A 13346-nucleotide genomic window follows, 5' to 3' on the forward strand; every position below is an offset into this window, starting at 1 on the left:
ATTTTCAATTCACCTTCATTACGTGCCAAGTTTATTATATGTTTCACTTTTTATAATCTTTAACGAATATTGCGATTTCAATCAATCTATACTATGATGAATGATACAATATTTCGTTTTTTATTGGAATATAACTACATACGATAAGACCCGTAATCATGGTGTCTGTGAAGACTTAATAGGGAATCTGGTGCGAACCCAGAACTGTACCCGCAACTGTAAATGCTGACGAAATAAGTAAATCCACTGTCTTGGACGGGAAGGAATTAGAGTAGGATGAAGCATCAGTCAGGAGACCTGCCATTATTATGAACATTATCTTCTTCGGGAGCTGGGAAGGTATAATAAGGTTGACTCTGACTTTTAACGGTAATTAATTACTGTTTTATTGAAGATGCTATCTTTTTATACCCATCTGCTTTGATGGGTTTTTTCATTGTTTCATAAATTACTCAAAAGACTCTCCCGTAATTTATGTAAGTGAATTCCTATAGCGAACTAAGGAGAGGTTATGGAATGGAAGAAAAACTGCCTGCAACGTTATCAAGAACTATTCAGTCAAAACTTATTTTACCACCGGATACGAATCATATGGGAACGGTGTTTGGAGGAACAGTCTTAGCTTACATTGATGAAATAGCAGCAATTGCAGCCATGAAGCACAGCCGAAGTGTCGTTGTCACGGCTTCGATCGATACGGTGAATTTCCTCTCAACTGCTAAGGCGGGAGACATCTTAACGTTGGAAGCGGTCGTCGTTTCTACTGGGCGAACATCAATGGAGATATATGTGAAAGTAGAATGCCAGCATTTGGATACAGGTGACATAACAACAACTACTACTGCAATTCTGACAATGGTTGCGATTAATAGCGAAGGGATACCGACTCAAGTTAGTGGGGTGATTCCAGAAACCGAAGAAGAGAAGCGTCTTTTCCAAAGTGCGCAAGTAAGAAAAAATCGCCGGATGCAGATTCGGGAGTATTCAGGGGGCAGGTGAGAAAGAATCCTGCCCCTTTCTCAGCTTCATTTAATTATTTCCCTTCCTGCGCCCCGCAAACTTCAATAGAATAAAATAAGCAACAGAAGCAGCAAGCACTGCAGTAAGCAATGACAACCCAAGTGAATTACTGCCTGTAATAACGGTTTCCTGCGATAGATTAGCACTCATGAACCAAGCGGAACTCATATCCGGAATATATATCCATGTCAGAAACATGCCAGACAGTATCTGGAATACAGTGTACATGACAATAAAACTAACGATAAAGACAAGATACTTTTTCATTGCATACCCTCCGATTTATTTATTCCTTAACTTATATACGAATGTCGTGTCATTAGGTTTCATTCTATTGGATTAAAAGGCTTTCTTCCATCTAAAATAACTATCCCCTTTTTCCAAGTATTGGGGTATAATATTCTTGAGTTTTACAAATGGAATTTTCCTATACATGTTTATAGGAGGGAAGGGGAGAAAAGTCAGAGGTCATTTAGATATGATTGTTGTTTTTAAAAATATTACATAAGTTAATGAATTTCATAATACGTATTTAATGTTTCATCATCACCATATTTAGTTGGTTCGTTCCCAACTACATATGGTGATGGAAAAGCCGGCTTTGGTAATTATGAAATTCATTCAAGTAAAAGGGAGAAAATGAGAGATGAAAAAAACTATTGTCTTATTGCTGCTTGCAAGCCTGTTGCTGCTCGCTGCTTGTGGGGAAGATAAAGAACAGCTAAACGTAAGCGAAGTATTGGAGCAGGCAATTCAAGCAAATGCAGACTTGGAAAGCTATTCCACAGATATGAAAATAGATACAGAAGTAATGGAGATGGAAATGACGATTGAGGGATCAGCTGATATTACCCATAATCCGGACACCCTCTATTTGGATATGGCAATGGGGATGGCTGGGATTTCCATGGATATTGAAACATATGTTGTCGGTGAAGAAGTGTATATGAGTATGTTTGGCGAATGGCTCATCATGGATGACGAGGAAATGGGATTAGATAATTTTGACCAGTTGAACCAGGAAGAACTTGATAAACTAGAGTCTTTCGTTGACCAATTTGAAATGACAGAAGAAGATGAGGTCTATGTGCTCAGATTAGCTGGGGAAGGGGAAGAATTTGAGAAACTGATTGAACCATATCTTGATGCTACGATGGGAGATTTGGCGATGGATGTTTCGCTGGAAGAGGAGGATTTCTCAGATTTATCCATCAGCAATTTCGAAACAGAAATGAAGGTTGATAAAGAGACGATGCTCGTTCAATCGCAAACGGTGCAAGCCGAGTTCGAAATGGACGGCGAAGCTTATCAAGTAAATGCAGAAGTAACGATGTCGAATATGAACGAGGTTGAGCCGATTGAAATTCCGGAAGAAGTAAAAGAAAGTGCTGTAACAGAAGCGGATTGGGAAGAAGATCTTGGATTTGTCGAGGAAGAAATGTCACTAGAGGAGATTAAGGAAACGGTGGATTATACGATTCCTGATTTGTCATTCGTACCGGATGGTTATGAACTAACGGAATCCTATTACTATTCGGATGATGAGTCTGAGATGGTTTATCTGATTTATGAAGATGAAGATAGGAATGGAGTTGTCTTTAGCATCTATCCTTCACAGGAAGATTATGGGGAAGTATATGAAGATGAGGAGACGGAAACAGTATCCGTGAATGGCAATGAAGCGGTTCTTGAGGTCATTGATGAAGAGTTCATGTACCTTACATGGGAATATGAAGATGTGTTCCTTGAATTAATCGGGGAAGGAACAGAAATGACGAAGAAATTGCTTCTGCAAATAGCGGAGGGGATTGAATAAGAGTAAATTTGGCCGAATAAAAAAACGACAGGTGAACGGTGGTGACCCCCAAAAGTTAGTTTTTTTACTCTAACTTTTGGGGGGCGGGTCCAACATTAGAATGATCCTGTCGTTTTTTGGATTATTAAACATGCTTACATCGCGGTATTTTCGGAATGCGCAGGAACCCAAGAGGCGGGTATTGGCGATACACGGAATATTACAATCAGTATAGGACATATATGTAATCCACCAGTCGCCTTTCAACTCATCTAAACTAAGCTTTTCTTCGTCTTGTGTGATGAATTCAAAATTGGCCATCGGTTCAGCCATGTTTGTATCTATATTTGAGCCACATGCACTAAGTAAGATGCCGAAAGAAATAAGGAGTAGTGTCAGAGAAAGAAACACCTTCTTTATTTTCATATTGATTATTCCTCGTTTCAGTGTATAAGGAAAACTTAAGTTTATTTCCAATTTCAATTAAATTTAATGAATTTTATAATACGTATTTCATGCATCACCATCACCATATGTAGTTGAGTTGGTTCGTTCTCAACTACATATGGTGATGGAAAAGCCGACTTTGGTAATTATGAAATTCATTCAAATTACTATAAAACTTTTGAACTGTCAAAATATCGGAGGTTAAAAGGAATCCGCAGGTGAAGCCATTGTCCAAAGCTGTTCTTCTTTGAAAAGAGTAAAATATTTTCCTTGCTTGAATACATTAAAGAAGGAAAAGTTATTTGGAGGTGTACTCGTCATGTCATTATCACGAGAGGCAAAATCAACAAACTCAGCAAATGAGACAATATCTTTAGAAGAACTTGCCTTTGTTGCTGCTACTCTTTTTTTTATTGGTTCAATTATTTCTTTTTATATTGCTTATAAAAACCTTAAAGACTCCTCTTCAAGCGGCCAATCAATATTGGAACTTGTGCCATAAATTAGAGATAAATCAAGGATACGAGGTCATTCTTTGAATCACAAAGCCTTGATTCTGCCCAATAATCCTCATTTTCTATGTTGTCTGTGCAACCGAGCAGGATAACAATAGATAAAAAGATAATAAACTGAAGTTTTCTCAAACGCTATTCCCCTCCCTATGCTAACTTACCTTATCCATGTCCTACCACTTACAATTTTTTACGAATCGCCCCTTCAAAACCCGATTAAATTCAATAATTTAACTACGTAGTCACCGGGGAAAAGGATTCATCTCACTATTTCACCCAAAATTCACTCCAAAAATAGGGATTTGCCTAGTGCGGTTTCATCTACTCTGCCATAGGCTGTAGAGAAGGGAAAGGCTAAGTTGAAATTTTCTAGAAAAGGAGCATATACATGCATGAATTTGTAAATAATGCACCAATGTATCATCCGTTACCGCACCATCCGGAAATGCACCGGGTACGTCCGCCTGGTCATGGTCATGGCCCTGGTCCGGGCGGTGGTATTGATCCACTGGCGGCAGGTTTGATTGGAGCTGGGTTAGGATTTTTAGGCGGCGGATTAATTGCTGGTGGACCAGGCTTTGGTTTTGGGCCGGGTCCTGGTTTTGGTCCCGGATTTGGACCAGGTTTCGGACCGGGATTCGGCCCTTGGTTCGGTCCAGGGCCTGGATTTGGCTATGGACCCGGCTTCGGAGCAGGCCCAGGATTCTGGGAGTACGGTCCAGGTTTTGGGCCATACGGATTCTAATAAAAGAAAGGGTTTGGGTGCATGCACCCAAACCCTTTCTTTTATATTGAAAATAAGATAGACTAGTAAGAAATAACAATATACTTTTCCACTAGGGGTGCCTGCAGGCTGAGATAAGACTTTTTCTTAATCCCTTTGAACCTGATCTAGTTCATACTAGCGTAGGAAAGTGGAGTTGGCATGCATACATAAATTGTATCGATAACCACTCCATTTCAGGGGTGGTTTTTTTAAGAACTACCTTGTTATAAATTACTTTTATTCTATAAAAAGGAGGAGTTTTTCATGGATTACATTGGAAGAATTCGAGAAAAGAGTCCATTTATCTATAACATTACGAATGAAGTTGCGACAAATTTTGCGGCAAACGGTCTAATTGCGATTGGTGCATCTCCGGCTATGTCGAACACACCGAAAGAGGCGGAGGAGAATGCGAGTCATGCTGATGCGGTTGTATTAAATCTTGGAACTTTAACCGAGGATCGAGCCGAGGCGATGCTATTAGCCGGGCTTAAAGCGAATGAAAAAGGGACACCGGTCATTCTTGATCCGATCGCAGCAGGTGGAACGAAATTCCGTACGAAAGTGATTAATGAATTACTGGAAAGGGTGAAATTTGCTGCCATCCGGGCGAATGCTGGGGAGATTTCCGTACTTGGCGGAGCGCTTGATATCATGAAAAGCCCTGATTCGACGGTTGAATCGATTGATCCGAAAATTGCTCAAGCAGTCGCAAAAGAATATGACACGGTTGTTATTGCAACTGGGAAAACGGATGTAATTACAGATGGCACGCGCACGACACTTTGTCACAATGGCCATCCGATGCTGCAGAATATTACAGCGAGTGGCTGCTTACTAACTTCCCTCGTTGGACCTTATTTAAGTGTTACGGAAGACCTGTATGAAGCAAGTGTTGAAGTGACTGCCTCATACGGAATAGCGGCGGAACTTGCGATGAAGAAAGCAAAAGGGCCAGGTACATTCATCCCTGCTTTACTGGATCAGCTTTATTTGCTTGATCAAGAGACGGTGAATACGTATAAAAAGTTAGAAGAGATTTAAAATGGATACAACAAACGGTAAAGCAGCTCTTCTATTAGTCGATTTACAAAATGACTTTTGTCACCCGGAAGGTACTGCAGGTAAACGTGGCAAAGATATTCATGCTTTTCATGAACAAATGAAACATATGAAGAATCTGCTAGAAACAGCTAGGAAATTTAAGGTTCCAGTGATCCATGTGATCTCGGAACATAGTGCTTGGACAGAATCACCTTCTGCAATTGAACGATTTGGCAGAACTAACCAGAAACGTAATTTATCTTACTGTGAGCCGGGTAGCTGGGGAGCGGAAATCCACGATGATTTCTCTCCGCTTCCAGGGGAAAAAGTTGTCGTAAAAAATCGATATAGCGCATTTGTCCAGACAAATCTTGAGCTTTTATTACGTTCAAACGGGATTAGACACCTTACGATTATCGGAGCATACACGAATGTGTGTATTGATACAACTGCCCGTGATGCTTTTATGAGAGATTTCTTCGTAACGGTTCCCTCTAATTGTGTCGTCTCGGATAATGAACAATTACATTACGCCGCATTAAAGTTATTGCAAGGAACGTTTGCAAAAGTTGTTCACTCAGTGGAAGTTAAAAAACAATGGAAAGGGGAAAAATAAATGAAAGAAATTATATTTATCGAAGCAGGAATGGGAATTGATCTCCACGGCCAGGACGTAAATGTAGCTGCCGAGCGCGCGATTTTAGATGCCATCCATTACAATTCTATGCCAGGAATAAAGAAGATGCTGCCAAATCAGGACTTGAACAATATGCGGGTGAACGTGAAACTGGCCGTACCAAAAGATGAGGAAAAGCTTAATGAGGAGAAGATTAAAAGTCTGCTTCCTTATGGAACGGTAACGGTAGAAACGGTTGCTGGAGGTATGGCAACAACGAGCGGTATTTTCCTTGAGGACCAAAAGGATGAAAATGATTTAATGTATATTGTGAATGCGGTCGTTGAGGTTGGTTATTAGGGAATGTTCAAAAAGTCCGGTGAAAAGGATATTTCGTGAAATGATATTTAGTTTAGTCGATAAATCAAATAAGTATGATGATGGGATAATAAATGGTACAATAATAATATAGCTGGCACTTCTATTCTTTGCAAAAATGTAAGTGCCTCCATAAAGTCTTAACTACAATTAAGTATTATCTTAATGTTACCCTAAAAAATACTAAAATGAGGTGAATCGATTGGTTAAATTGAATGAAAAGAACGAACATCTTGGCGGTATTTTACGTGATATGGGTCGCGTGATGGTTGCTTTCTCAGGCGGTGTGGACAGCGCGGTTGTATTGAAGCGTGCGAAAGAAGAATTGGGAGATCAGGTGCTTGCTGTTGTTGTAGATTCTGAGCTTTTCCGTGATTCGGAGCGTGATGCAGCTGTTGAACTTGCTAAAAGCTTAGGTGTAGAAGTACATGTTACAGAAATGAAAGAGCTTGAACAGCCGGAAATTGTCGCGAACAATCCAGACAGCTGGTACTATAGTAAGAAGCTTCTTTACACACATCTGAACAAGTTTGCAAAAGAAATGGATTACCCATATGTACTCGATGGCATGATCAAGGATGATGAGGCAGACTTCCGTCCAGGTCTGAAAGCGAGAACGGAAGAAGGTATCCGCAGTGTATTGCAGGAAGCAGATTTTTATAAAACGGATGTACGTGCATTGGCGAAGGAACTGGATCTTCCGGTTTGGAACAAGGTAGCGTCATGCAGCCTAGCTTCTCGTATTCCATACGGTACAGCATTGAATGCGGAAATCATCAATCGGGTGAATAAGGCAGAACTTTATCTGCAATCTCTCGGATTCGACAAAGTGCGAGTTCGTTATCATGATAACGTTGCCCGCATTGAAGTTGCGCCAGAGAAAATTACGGAAGTGCTATTCAAGCGCGAGGAGATTCAGCAGCAATTGAACGTGTTCGGCTTTGATTATGTATCGGTCGACCTTGCTGGATACCGGACAGGAAGCATGAACGAAGTAATCGAGCAAGAACAGTTGAAGTCCAATCAAAAGGCATTTGCTTAAAAAAGTGAGCAGTTTTCATTCGTTACGATTGGAAACTGCTCTTTTTAACGTTGAAGTAGCTTTAACTAGACTGGAAAGAGGGAGTAATAAAGATGAAGACACTGTATTTCGATTGTTTTTCTGGAATAAGCGGAGATATGACAATCGGTGCTTTGCTTGATGCAGGCGGCGATTTTTCTAAACTAGAAACAGAATTGAAGAAATTACATATTGAGGAAGAATATGAACTAAGGGTGAGCACCGTCAATAAAAATGGAATTACAGCGACCAAATTTGATTGTATACTCACCGCGGAAAATCATCACCATCATCATGAGCACGAACACACGCATGATCACGAAGAGCATACCCATCATCACGGTCATGATGGACATCATCATGAACACGGTCATCACCACCAAGATCACCGCTCCTACAAGGATATCGTTGACCTGATTTCAAATTCAGAGTTGACGGAATATGTAAAAGACACATCCCTTCGTATTTTTAAAAAAATCGGAGAAGCAGAAGGAAAAATTCATGGCATGCCGCTGGCTGACGTGCACTTTCATGAAGTTGGAGCAGTGGACTCGATTATTGATATAGTTGGGGCAGCGATTTTATTGGAACAGCTCGGTATTGAAAAAGTTAAATCAGCTCCTGTTCCAACGGGTTCGGGGCAAATTCATATTGATCATGGTATTTACCCGATTCCTGCGCCAGCAACGCTCGAGATTTTAAAAGGTGTTTCTTTAGGGAAAAGTGATTTAAAATCAGAGCTTACAACACCGACTGGAGCGGCTTTTGCAGCGGTGCTCGCAGAAGAATTTATCGCTTTTCCGCCAATGAAGGTCGATTTTATTGGCTACGGAGCAGGAACGAAAAGCTTCCCGAAACATCCGAACGTGTTGCGGGTAGTAATTGGAGAAGAGTAATGACGGAAGTGAAGTGACAACATGGAGAAAATTTTACGGCAAGTTCAAGCAGGAGAATTAACGATAGAAGAAGCAATGAAAAGTTTGGCAACCTATGAAGAGCTAGGGTTTGCCAAGGTCGATCATCACCGGAAGCAACGTCAAGGCTTTCCCGAGGTTATTTTTGGGGAAGGGAAGACGCCGGAGCAGATTGCAGCAATCATTACGGCCATGAAAGAAAATCAGGATGATGTCGTCGTGACAAGGGTTGAGAAAGAAAAGGCGGAAGAAATTCTGAAACGCCACCCGGAGCTTTCTTATCATGACACGGCAAGAATTCTATCATGGAAAGCAAAGGAGACGGTGAAGACACGCACTGGCTATATTGCAGTGCTTTGTGCGGGAACTTCGGATCTGCCGGTTGCTGAGGAAGCAGCGATTATTGCTGAGCTGTTCGGGAGTAATGTGCGTCGTTTTTATGATGTCGGGGTTGCAGGAATTCACCGGCTGCTTGAACATGCGGAGGAAATTCAAGGGGCAACCGTTTCGGTAGTTGTTGCAGGGATGGAAGGAGCATTAGCGAGTGTTGTAGGCGGGCTTGTGTCGCATCCTGTCATCGCTGTTCCAACAAGTATCGGATATGGAGCAAGTTTTAAAGGTGTTTCCGCCTTGCTAACGATGCTAAATTCTTGTGCGAGCGGGGTGAGCGTCGTGAATATCGATAACGGTTTCGGCGGTGCTTACCAGGCTGTCATGATTGACCGAATCGCTAATGGTGAAGAGGGAGTGGATGGATATCGAACACAAGCATCCACCGAATGAAGAACATATTGATGACAACATGTTTAAAATGGAAGTGAACCTAGATGATGTGCCGGGTGAGTGGCTCGGGTATGTGATGGACAGGTTGTTTGCTGCTGGAGCAAATGATTGTATCTATTCACCGATTTATATGAAGAAAAATCGTCCAGGTATTTTGCTTCAGCTGTTGTGTTCTGAAGAAAAGTTAGAGAAAATGAAAGAAATTTTGTTAACGGAGACAACTACCCTCGGTATCCGCTATTATCCTATTACCGTGCACCGAATGGAAAGACAATTTATAAAAGTGGAAACGGAATGGGGACCAATTACGGTGAAACAAGGCTTGCGGAATGGGGAAGTTTTCCAGAGTTCTCCGGAGTATGAGGAATGTAAGGAAATTGCCGAAAAACATCAAATACCACTGAAACATGTATATGCGGCGGTCTGGCAAGCATTAGGTGCCTAGACAAGAAGCGAATTTTAGTCGAATAAGGTGGGGAAACGAAGGAATGCGGTATACAGCTTATCTTTTTGCATTACTGGCGGGAATCCTTGTAAGTTTCCAAGGGGCATTCTACGGACAGCTCGGTAAGTGGATTGGCCAATTGGAAACGAGTTTTTATAACTTTGCAGTTGGTTCCGTCATGCTCGGGTTATTATGGCTTTTTCTCGGGAAAGGCAAGCTTTCCAATGTTGTTACGGTTCCTAAATGGACGCTCTTTGGCGGATTTTTAGGGGTCATTTATTTAACGATGCTTGTCATCAGTGTTCCGTTTGTCGGCGTTGGCATTGCGATGGTCGCATTAATCATCGGGCAGTTGCTGATGAGTACAGTGATTGAACATTTTGGCTGGCTCGGAGCGAGTCAGGTGAAAATCAACCGAGAGAAAATCTTAGCGATTCTGTCCATGCTTATTGCTCTTATTTTGATTCAGTAGGAGGTGACGGGGAATGGGCACACTTGGAATACTTCTTATGATGATGGGTGGACTCTTGGTAAGCAGTCAATCGTCCGTCAATGCCTCATTAGGTAGGAGAATCGGGACAATTGAAGGTGCACTCATCTCTTTCCTTACTGGGACAGGCTTGCTTGCGATTCTTGTGCTTTTCTTTGGCCGGGGAGATTTATTTGCCCTCTTTGAGGCGCCGAAATGGCAGCTTCTTGGTGTGTTTTGCGGCGTGCTCTTTGTTCTTATTAATATTACGGTAGTTCCAAAAATTGGGATGATATCAACAAGTATCCTCGTCATCAGCGGGCAGCTGTCGATGGGACTTATCATCGACCATTTCGGTTGGTTCCACGTTACCGTCATTCCTTTAGATGCGAAACGGGGGCTTGCTATCCTGTTTATGGTGCTTGCACTTTATTTTATCTATAAAGGGAATGTGCGGGCGAAAAAACTCGAACAATCCGGGGATAAGGCATTAAAAAATGAGGCACTTAGGGAAAAATCTAACTAAGTAAATGAATTTCATAATTACCAAAGTCGGCTTTTTCATCACCATATGTAGTTGGGAACGAACCAACTACATATGGTGATGGTGAAGCATTAAATACGTATTATGAAATTCATTAAAGTGCCTCATTATTATTTCTCCTCTACATCGATCAAATAAATCTTCTCTTCAAACCCACCATATTCCTCTGCCTTTTTCACTCGACGTTTTTCTACTTCTTCCATCGATGTGTCGTGAATACCGACAAGGGTCTGCATGACCTCCAAGATATCGGCAAGTTCTTCTAATGCATCTTCATCATTTGCTGCATCCTGATATTCCATTACTTCTTCATTCAATTTCTTCTTCAGTTCCATAATATAGCGATCCTGGTTAAGGGTTTCGGTTTTGAACGCTTGATCGTTTTGTTCCAATATTGCCGGTATACCATCACGGACAAGTTTATTATACGTCGTCATCTGAGAGACACTCCTTCTTATTGTTGTCTGCTACGTGAGAATGCAAAGAATCCTGAATCATCCTTCTTATATTCAATCGTTCCCCAAATACCGACAGAAAAAACGTCCGGAAGTCTATTCATCGATAATGTTTTTTATTGACCGTAAATGCTTCAATTGTTTCCCGGTCGATTTCATAGCCAATCCCGGATTTCTTAGGAACCATAATATAGCCGTCATCCGCGATTACTTCCGGAAAGATGATATCCTTTTCCCAATAGCGGTCGGACCCCGATGTGTCACCTGGCAAAGTAAAATTTGCGAGCGATGTCAGTGCAATATTATGAGCCCGGCCAATTCCAGATTCAAGCATACCGCCGCACCAGACGGGAATGCCTTTTTCTGCACAGTAATCATGAATTCGTTTCGCTTCGGTCAATCCGCCAACACGACCAATTTTCACGTTTATAACTTTTGTGCTTCCGAGTTCCACCGCTTTTCGCGCATCTTCCAACGAATTGATGCTTTCATCTAAGCAAATCGGTGTTTTCAGCTCCTTTTGCAGCTTGGCATGGTCGACGATATCATCGGAGGCAAGTGGTTGTTCAATCATCATGAGGTTAAATTCATCAAGTTGTTTTAACGTATCAAGGTCTTCCCATGAATAAGCGGAATTGGCATCTGCCATAATCGGGAGATCCGGAAAATGTTCGCGTAAAGCACGGATGATTTGCACATCTTTCCCTGGTTTGATTTTCACCTTTATGCGTTTATAGCCCTCTTCCACGTACTGGTGAATAAGTTGGATAAGGTCAGCAGTAGTCCGCTGAATACCTATGCTGATTCCGACTTCAATCCGCCGAGCGCTACCGCCAAGAGCCGCCGCAAGCGATTGATTCGTCTGCTGGGCATAGATATCCCAAATCGCTCCTTCAATCGTGGACTTAGCCATATTGTTTTTACGAATCGGGGAAAAAATATTACTCACTTCATCTGGATGCTCCAATTTTTTATTCAAGATAAGTGGGATGAGGAAGTCTTCGAGCATATGCCAGTTCGTCATCATCGTTTCCTCTGTATACCAAGGAGCACGGAAGGCGACGGATTCTCCCCAGCCAATCGTTCCACTTTTGTCTTTTGCTTCTAGTACTAGAAAGTCCCTATTTTCCAACGTTCCGAAACTTGTTGCAAAAGGGGATTTTAATTTCATTTGTAAATGACGGATGGTGATCTCTGTCAATTTCATGATTCATTTCCTCCAAGATTAATACTGTTTTATACCACGCATTAACGGTCTGTACTACCCCCATCTCTAAAAATGGGGAAAACCCCACGGAGTGAAGTTTCACTTTATAAAAATATAAGCGGCATATTGGTCCATAACTCGCAGCTCTACGGCTGTAAATCCAGCTTGAAACAGACGTTGAAAAGCATATCTCGTCTTCAATCTCCAGTCTAGTGCGCGGTTTTTATTCGTTTGCTTTAAATGTTGGAAATCTTTAGGGACGAGCAGCGAATAGGCTTCTGCTGTGAGATTTCCAATATGATTCGTTTCATAAACAGGTAGTTCATCCTTCGTGAAAGTAATCGAATTAAATGGGATAATTGTTTCTGGAAAGCTAATTTCCCGACCAGTCACATGGGGGCTTTCCAAATGCCAATGCAGCTCAAGCCGGTCGGAAGGAAGTCCTTGATTCAGGCCGTCTTCCATGTCACCGTAGCAATTTTCTATATATGTATGTGTTATTCCGTGTAATTTCGTCAAATTCAAATATGCATTTCGTGTTTCCAGCGGATCAAATGTCCAGTTCATCTTGCGGTAGCCTTTTCGAAGCGCAATCTCCCGCTGTTTCTGTTTCAATTTTTCACCAATCCCGCAGGAACGGTAAGGTTCATCGACCCCAAGCATGTGAGAGCAGAGATAAACTTCTCCATCACGGAAGCCTGGGAAACCGTAGCTGAAGCCGCATAGCTTACCATCTGCATATGCTCCGATCATGATTCCTCCATTCTTCACGTTGGTGATGGTCAGGTGGGGCGGCACAATTTCCGTCGCCCAGATTCTTGTCTCTAAAGCATTTACTTCTTGTAGCTCTTCCGGCGTTGTTAATTCTCGCAGTTCAATCATCGCTTTTTC

The 13346-nt window shown here is 41.8% G+C and carries 19 protein-coding genes and 2 riboswitches; of the genes, 13 read left to right on the forward strand and 6 right to left on the reverse strand.

Translation table 11 applies throughout. The features are described 5' to 3' along the window. The first annotated feature begins 142 nt into the window (after window positions 1-142). A riboswitch (cobalamin riboswitch) is annotated at window positions 143-319 on the forward strand. A gap of 197 nt (window positions 320-516) precedes the next feature. Then, window positions 517-999 (forward strand): acyl-CoA thioesterase, encoded by a 483-nt coding sequence (locus LZD48_RS13960; protein ID WP_235763338.1) that lies wholly within the window; start codon window positions 517-519, stop codon window positions 997-999. A gap of 30 nt (window positions 1000-1029) precedes the next feature. On the opposite strand, the gene LZD48_RS13965 is transcribed toward LZD48_RS13960, so the two are convergent. Further along, window positions 1030-1287, reverse strand: coding sequence for a hypothetical protein (locus LZD48_RS13965; protein WP_235763339.1), 258 nt, complete (start codon window positions 1285-1287; stop codon window positions 1030-1032). Between the two features lie 379 nt (window positions 1288-1666). On the opposite strand from LZD48_RS13965, the gene LZD48_RS13970 reads away from it, so the two are divergent. Continuing rightward, entirely contained in the window at window positions 1667-2836 is a 1170-nt protein-coding gene (locus LZD48_RS13970) for a DUF4367 domain-containing protein (protein WP_235763340.1), read from the forward strand. 69 nt (window positions 2837-2905) lie between these two features. Here LZD48_RS13970 and LZD48_RS13975 read toward each other — a convergent pair whose 3' ends face one another. Continuing rightward, on the reverse strand, window positions 2906-3241 hold the full coding sequence (locus LZD48_RS13975; protein ID WP_235763341.1) for an SCO family protein: 336 nt from the start codon (window positions 3239-3241) through the stop codon (window positions 2906-2908). A 340-nt stretch (window positions 3242-3581) separates the two neighbouring features. On the opposite strand from LZD48_RS13975, the gene LZD48_RS13980 reads away from it, so the two are divergent. After that, on the forward strand, window positions 3582-3764 hold the full coding sequence (locus LZD48_RS13980; protein WP_235763342.1) for a hypothetical protein: 183 nt from the start codon (window positions 3582-3584) through the stop codon (window positions 3762-3764). Between the two features lies 1 nt (window position 3765). On the opposite strand, the gene LZD48_RS13985 is transcribed toward LZD48_RS13980, so the two are convergent. Next, window positions 3766-3906 (reverse strand): hypothetical protein, encoded by a 141-nt coding sequence (locus tag LZD48_RS13985; protein ID WP_235763343.1) that lies wholly within the window; start codon window positions 3904-3906, stop codon window positions 3766-3768. Window positions 3907-4162: 256 nt separating this feature from the next. On the opposite strand from LZD48_RS13985, the gene LZD48_RS13990 reads away from it, so the two are divergent. The 10 genes from LZD48_RS13990 to LZD48_RS14035 all read left to right on the forward strand — a co-directional run bounded on the left by LZD48_RS13990 (window position 4163) and on the right by LZD48_RS14035 (window position 10775). After that, complete coding sequence (locus LZD48_RS13990) at window positions 4163-4519, forward strand: hypothetical protein (protein ID WP_235763344.1); 357 nt, start codon at window positions 4163-4165, stop codon at window positions 4517-4519. Window positions 4520-4602: 83 nt separating this feature from the next. Further along, window positions 4603-4704, forward strand: a riboswitch (TPP riboswitch). 100 nt (window positions 4705-4804) lie between these two features. Next, on the forward strand, window positions 4805-5584 hold the full coding sequence (gene thiM, locus LZD48_RS13995; RefSeq protein ID WP_235763345.1) for a hydroxyethylthiazole kinase: 780 nt from the start codon (window positions 4805-4807) through the stop codon (window positions 5582-5584). Window position 5585: 1 nt separating this feature from the next. Further along, window positions 5586-6200, forward strand: coding sequence for a cysteine hydrolase family protein (locus tag LZD48_RS14000; RefSeq protein ID WP_235763346.1), 615 nt, complete (start codon window positions 5586-5588; stop codon window positions 6198-6200). Further along, a complete protein-coding gene (locus LZD48_RS14005) occupies window positions 6201-6560 on the forward strand; it encodes a Lin0512 family protein (RefSeq protein WP_235763347.1) in 360 nt (119 codons plus the stop codon). Between the two features lie 220 nt (window positions 6561-6780). Further along, window positions 6781-7620 carry an ATP-dependent sacrificial sulfur transferase LarE gene (larE, locus tag LZD48_RS14010; protein WP_255771062.1) on the forward strand — a complete coding sequence of 280 codons (840 nt, stop codon included), beginning with the start codon at window positions 6781-6783 and terminating at the stop codon, window positions 7618-7620. A 92-nt stretch (window positions 7621-7712) separates the two neighbouring features. Further along, window positions 7713-8534, forward strand: coding sequence for a nickel pincer cofactor biosynthesis protein LarC (gene larC / locus LZD48_RS14015; protein WP_235763348.1), 822 nt, complete (start codon window positions 7713-7715; stop codon window positions 8532-8534). A gap of 21 nt (window positions 8535-8555) precedes the next feature. Next, window positions 8556-9335 (forward strand): nickel pincer cofactor biosynthesis protein LarB, encoded by a 780-nt coding sequence (gene larB / locus LZD48_RS14020; RefSeq protein WP_235763349.1) that lies wholly within the window; start codon window positions 8556-8558, stop codon window positions 9333-9335. Further along, the gene (larC2, locus tag LZD48_RS14025; protein WP_235763350.1) at window positions 9304-9780 is read left to right on the forward strand and encodes a nickel pincer cofactor biosynthesis protein LarC2; all 477 of its coding nucleotides are present in this window, start codon (window positions 9304-9306) and stop codon (window positions 9778-9780) included. Before larB ends, larC2 begins: the two co-directional genes overlap by 32 nt. Before the next feature lie 43 nt (window positions 9781-9823). Then, window positions 9824-10252: a DMT family transporter gene (locus LZD48_RS14030; RefSeq protein ID WP_235763351.1), complete on the forward strand. Its 429-nt coding sequence runs from the start codon at window positions 9824-9826 to the stop codon at window positions 10250-10252. Window positions 10253-10265: 13 nt separating this feature from the next. Then, on the forward strand, window positions 10266-10775 hold the full coding sequence (locus LZD48_RS14035; RefSeq protein ID WP_235763352.1) for a DMT family transporter: 510 nt from the start codon (window positions 10266-10268) through the stop codon (window positions 10773-10775). Window positions 10776-10903: 128 nt separating this feature from the next. On the opposite strand, the gene LZD48_RS14040 is transcribed toward LZD48_RS14035, so the two are convergent. The 3 genes from LZD48_RS14040 to LZD48_RS14050 all read right to left on the reverse strand — a co-directional run bounded on the left by LZD48_RS14040 (window position 10904) and on the right by LZD48_RS14050 (window position 13337). After that, complete coding sequence (locus LZD48_RS14040) at window positions 10904-11230, reverse strand: nucleoside triphosphate pyrophosphohydrolase (RefSeq protein WP_235763353.1); 327 nt, start codon at window positions 11228-11230, stop codon at window positions 10904-10906. 118 nt (window positions 11231-11348) lie between these two features. Beyond that, window positions 11349-12455 carry an o-succinylbenzoate synthase gene (menC, locus tag LZD48_RS14045; RefSeq protein ID WP_235763354.1) on the reverse strand — a complete coding sequence of 369 codons (1107 nt, stop codon included), beginning with the start codon at window positions 12453-12455 and terminating at the stop codon, window positions 11349-11351. A gap of 99 nt (window positions 12456-12554) precedes the next feature. Beyond that, window positions 12555-13337 (reverse strand): GNAT family N-acetyltransferase, encoded by a 783-nt coding sequence (locus LZD48_RS14050; protein WP_235763355.1) that lies wholly within the window; start codon window positions 13335-13337, stop codon window positions 12555-12557. Window positions 13338-13346 lie beyond the last annotated feature (9 nt).

It is taken from the genome of Oceanobacillus alkalisoli (assembly GCF_021556485.1).
In the GTDB taxonomy this organism is placed as follows: Bacteria; Bacillota; Bacilli; order Bacillales; family Amphibacillaceae; genus Oceanobacillus; species Oceanobacillus alkalisoli.

Bases quoted from the DNA above. Each gene is read 5' to 3' on its own strand.
- LZD48_RS13960 (WP_235763338.1), top strand. From the start codon at position 517: ATGGAAGAAAAACTGCCTGCAACGTTATCAAGAACTATTCAGTCAAAA.
- LZD48_RS13965 (WP_235763339.1), bottom strand. From the start codon at position 1,287: ATGAAAAAGTATCTTGTCTTTATCGTTAGTTTTATTGTCATGTACACT.
- LZD48_RS13970 (WP_235763340.1), top strand. From the start codon at position 1,667: ATGAAAAAAACTATTGTCTTATTGCTGCTTGCAAGCCTGTTGCTGCTC.
- LZD48_RS13975 (WP_235763341.1), bottom strand. From the start codon at position 3,241: ATGAAAATAAAGAAGGTGTTTCTTTCTCTGACACTACTCCTTATTTCT.
- LZD48_RS13980 (WP_235763342.1), top strand. From the start codon at position 3,582: ATGTCATTATCACGAGAGGCAAAATCAACAAACTCAGCAAATGAGACA.
- LZD48_RS13990 (WP_235763344.1), top strand. From the start codon at position 4,163: ATGCATGAATTTGTAAATAATGCACCAATGTATCATCCGTTACCGCAC.
- thiM (WP_235763345.1), top strand. From the start codon at position 4,805: ATGGATTACATTGGAAGAATTCGAGAAAAGAGTCCATTTATCTATAAC.
- LZD48_RS14000 (WP_235763346.1), top strand. From the start codon at position 5,586: ATGGATACAACAAACGGTAAAGCAGCTCTTCTATTAGTCGATTTACAA.
- LZD48_RS14005 (WP_235763347.1), top strand. From the start codon at position 6,201: ATGAAAGAAATTATATTTATCGAAGCAGGAATGGGAATTGATCTCCAC.
- larC (WP_235763348.1), top strand. From the start codon at position 7,713: ATGAAGACACTGTATTTCGATTGTTTTTCTGGAATAAGCGGAGATATG.
- larB (WP_235763349.1), top strand. From the start codon at position 8,556: ATGGAGAAAATTTTACGGCAAGTTCAAGCAGGAGAATTAACGATAGAA.
- larC2 (WP_235763350.1), top strand. From the start codon at position 9,304: ATGGATATCGAACACAAGCATCCACCGAATGAAGAACATATTGATGAC.
- LZD48_RS14030 (WP_235763351.1), top strand. From the start codon at position 9,824: ATGCGGTATACAGCTTATCTTTTTGCATTACTGGCGGGAATCCTTGTA.
- LZD48_RS14035 (WP_235763352.1), top strand. From the start codon at position 10,266: ATGGGCACACTTGGAATACTTCTTATGATGATGGGTGGACTCTTGGTA.
- LZD48_RS14040 (WP_235763353.1), bottom strand. From the start codon at position 11,230: ATGACGACGTATAATAAACTTGTCCGTGATGGTATACCGGCAATATTG.
- menC (WP_235763354.1), bottom strand. From the start codon at position 12,455: ATGAAATTGACAGAGATCACCATCCGTCATTTACAAATGAAATTAAAA.
- LZD48_RS14050 (WP_235763355.1), bottom strand. From the start codon at position 13,337: ATGATTGAACTGCGAGAATTAACAACGCCGGAAGAGCTACAAGAAGTA.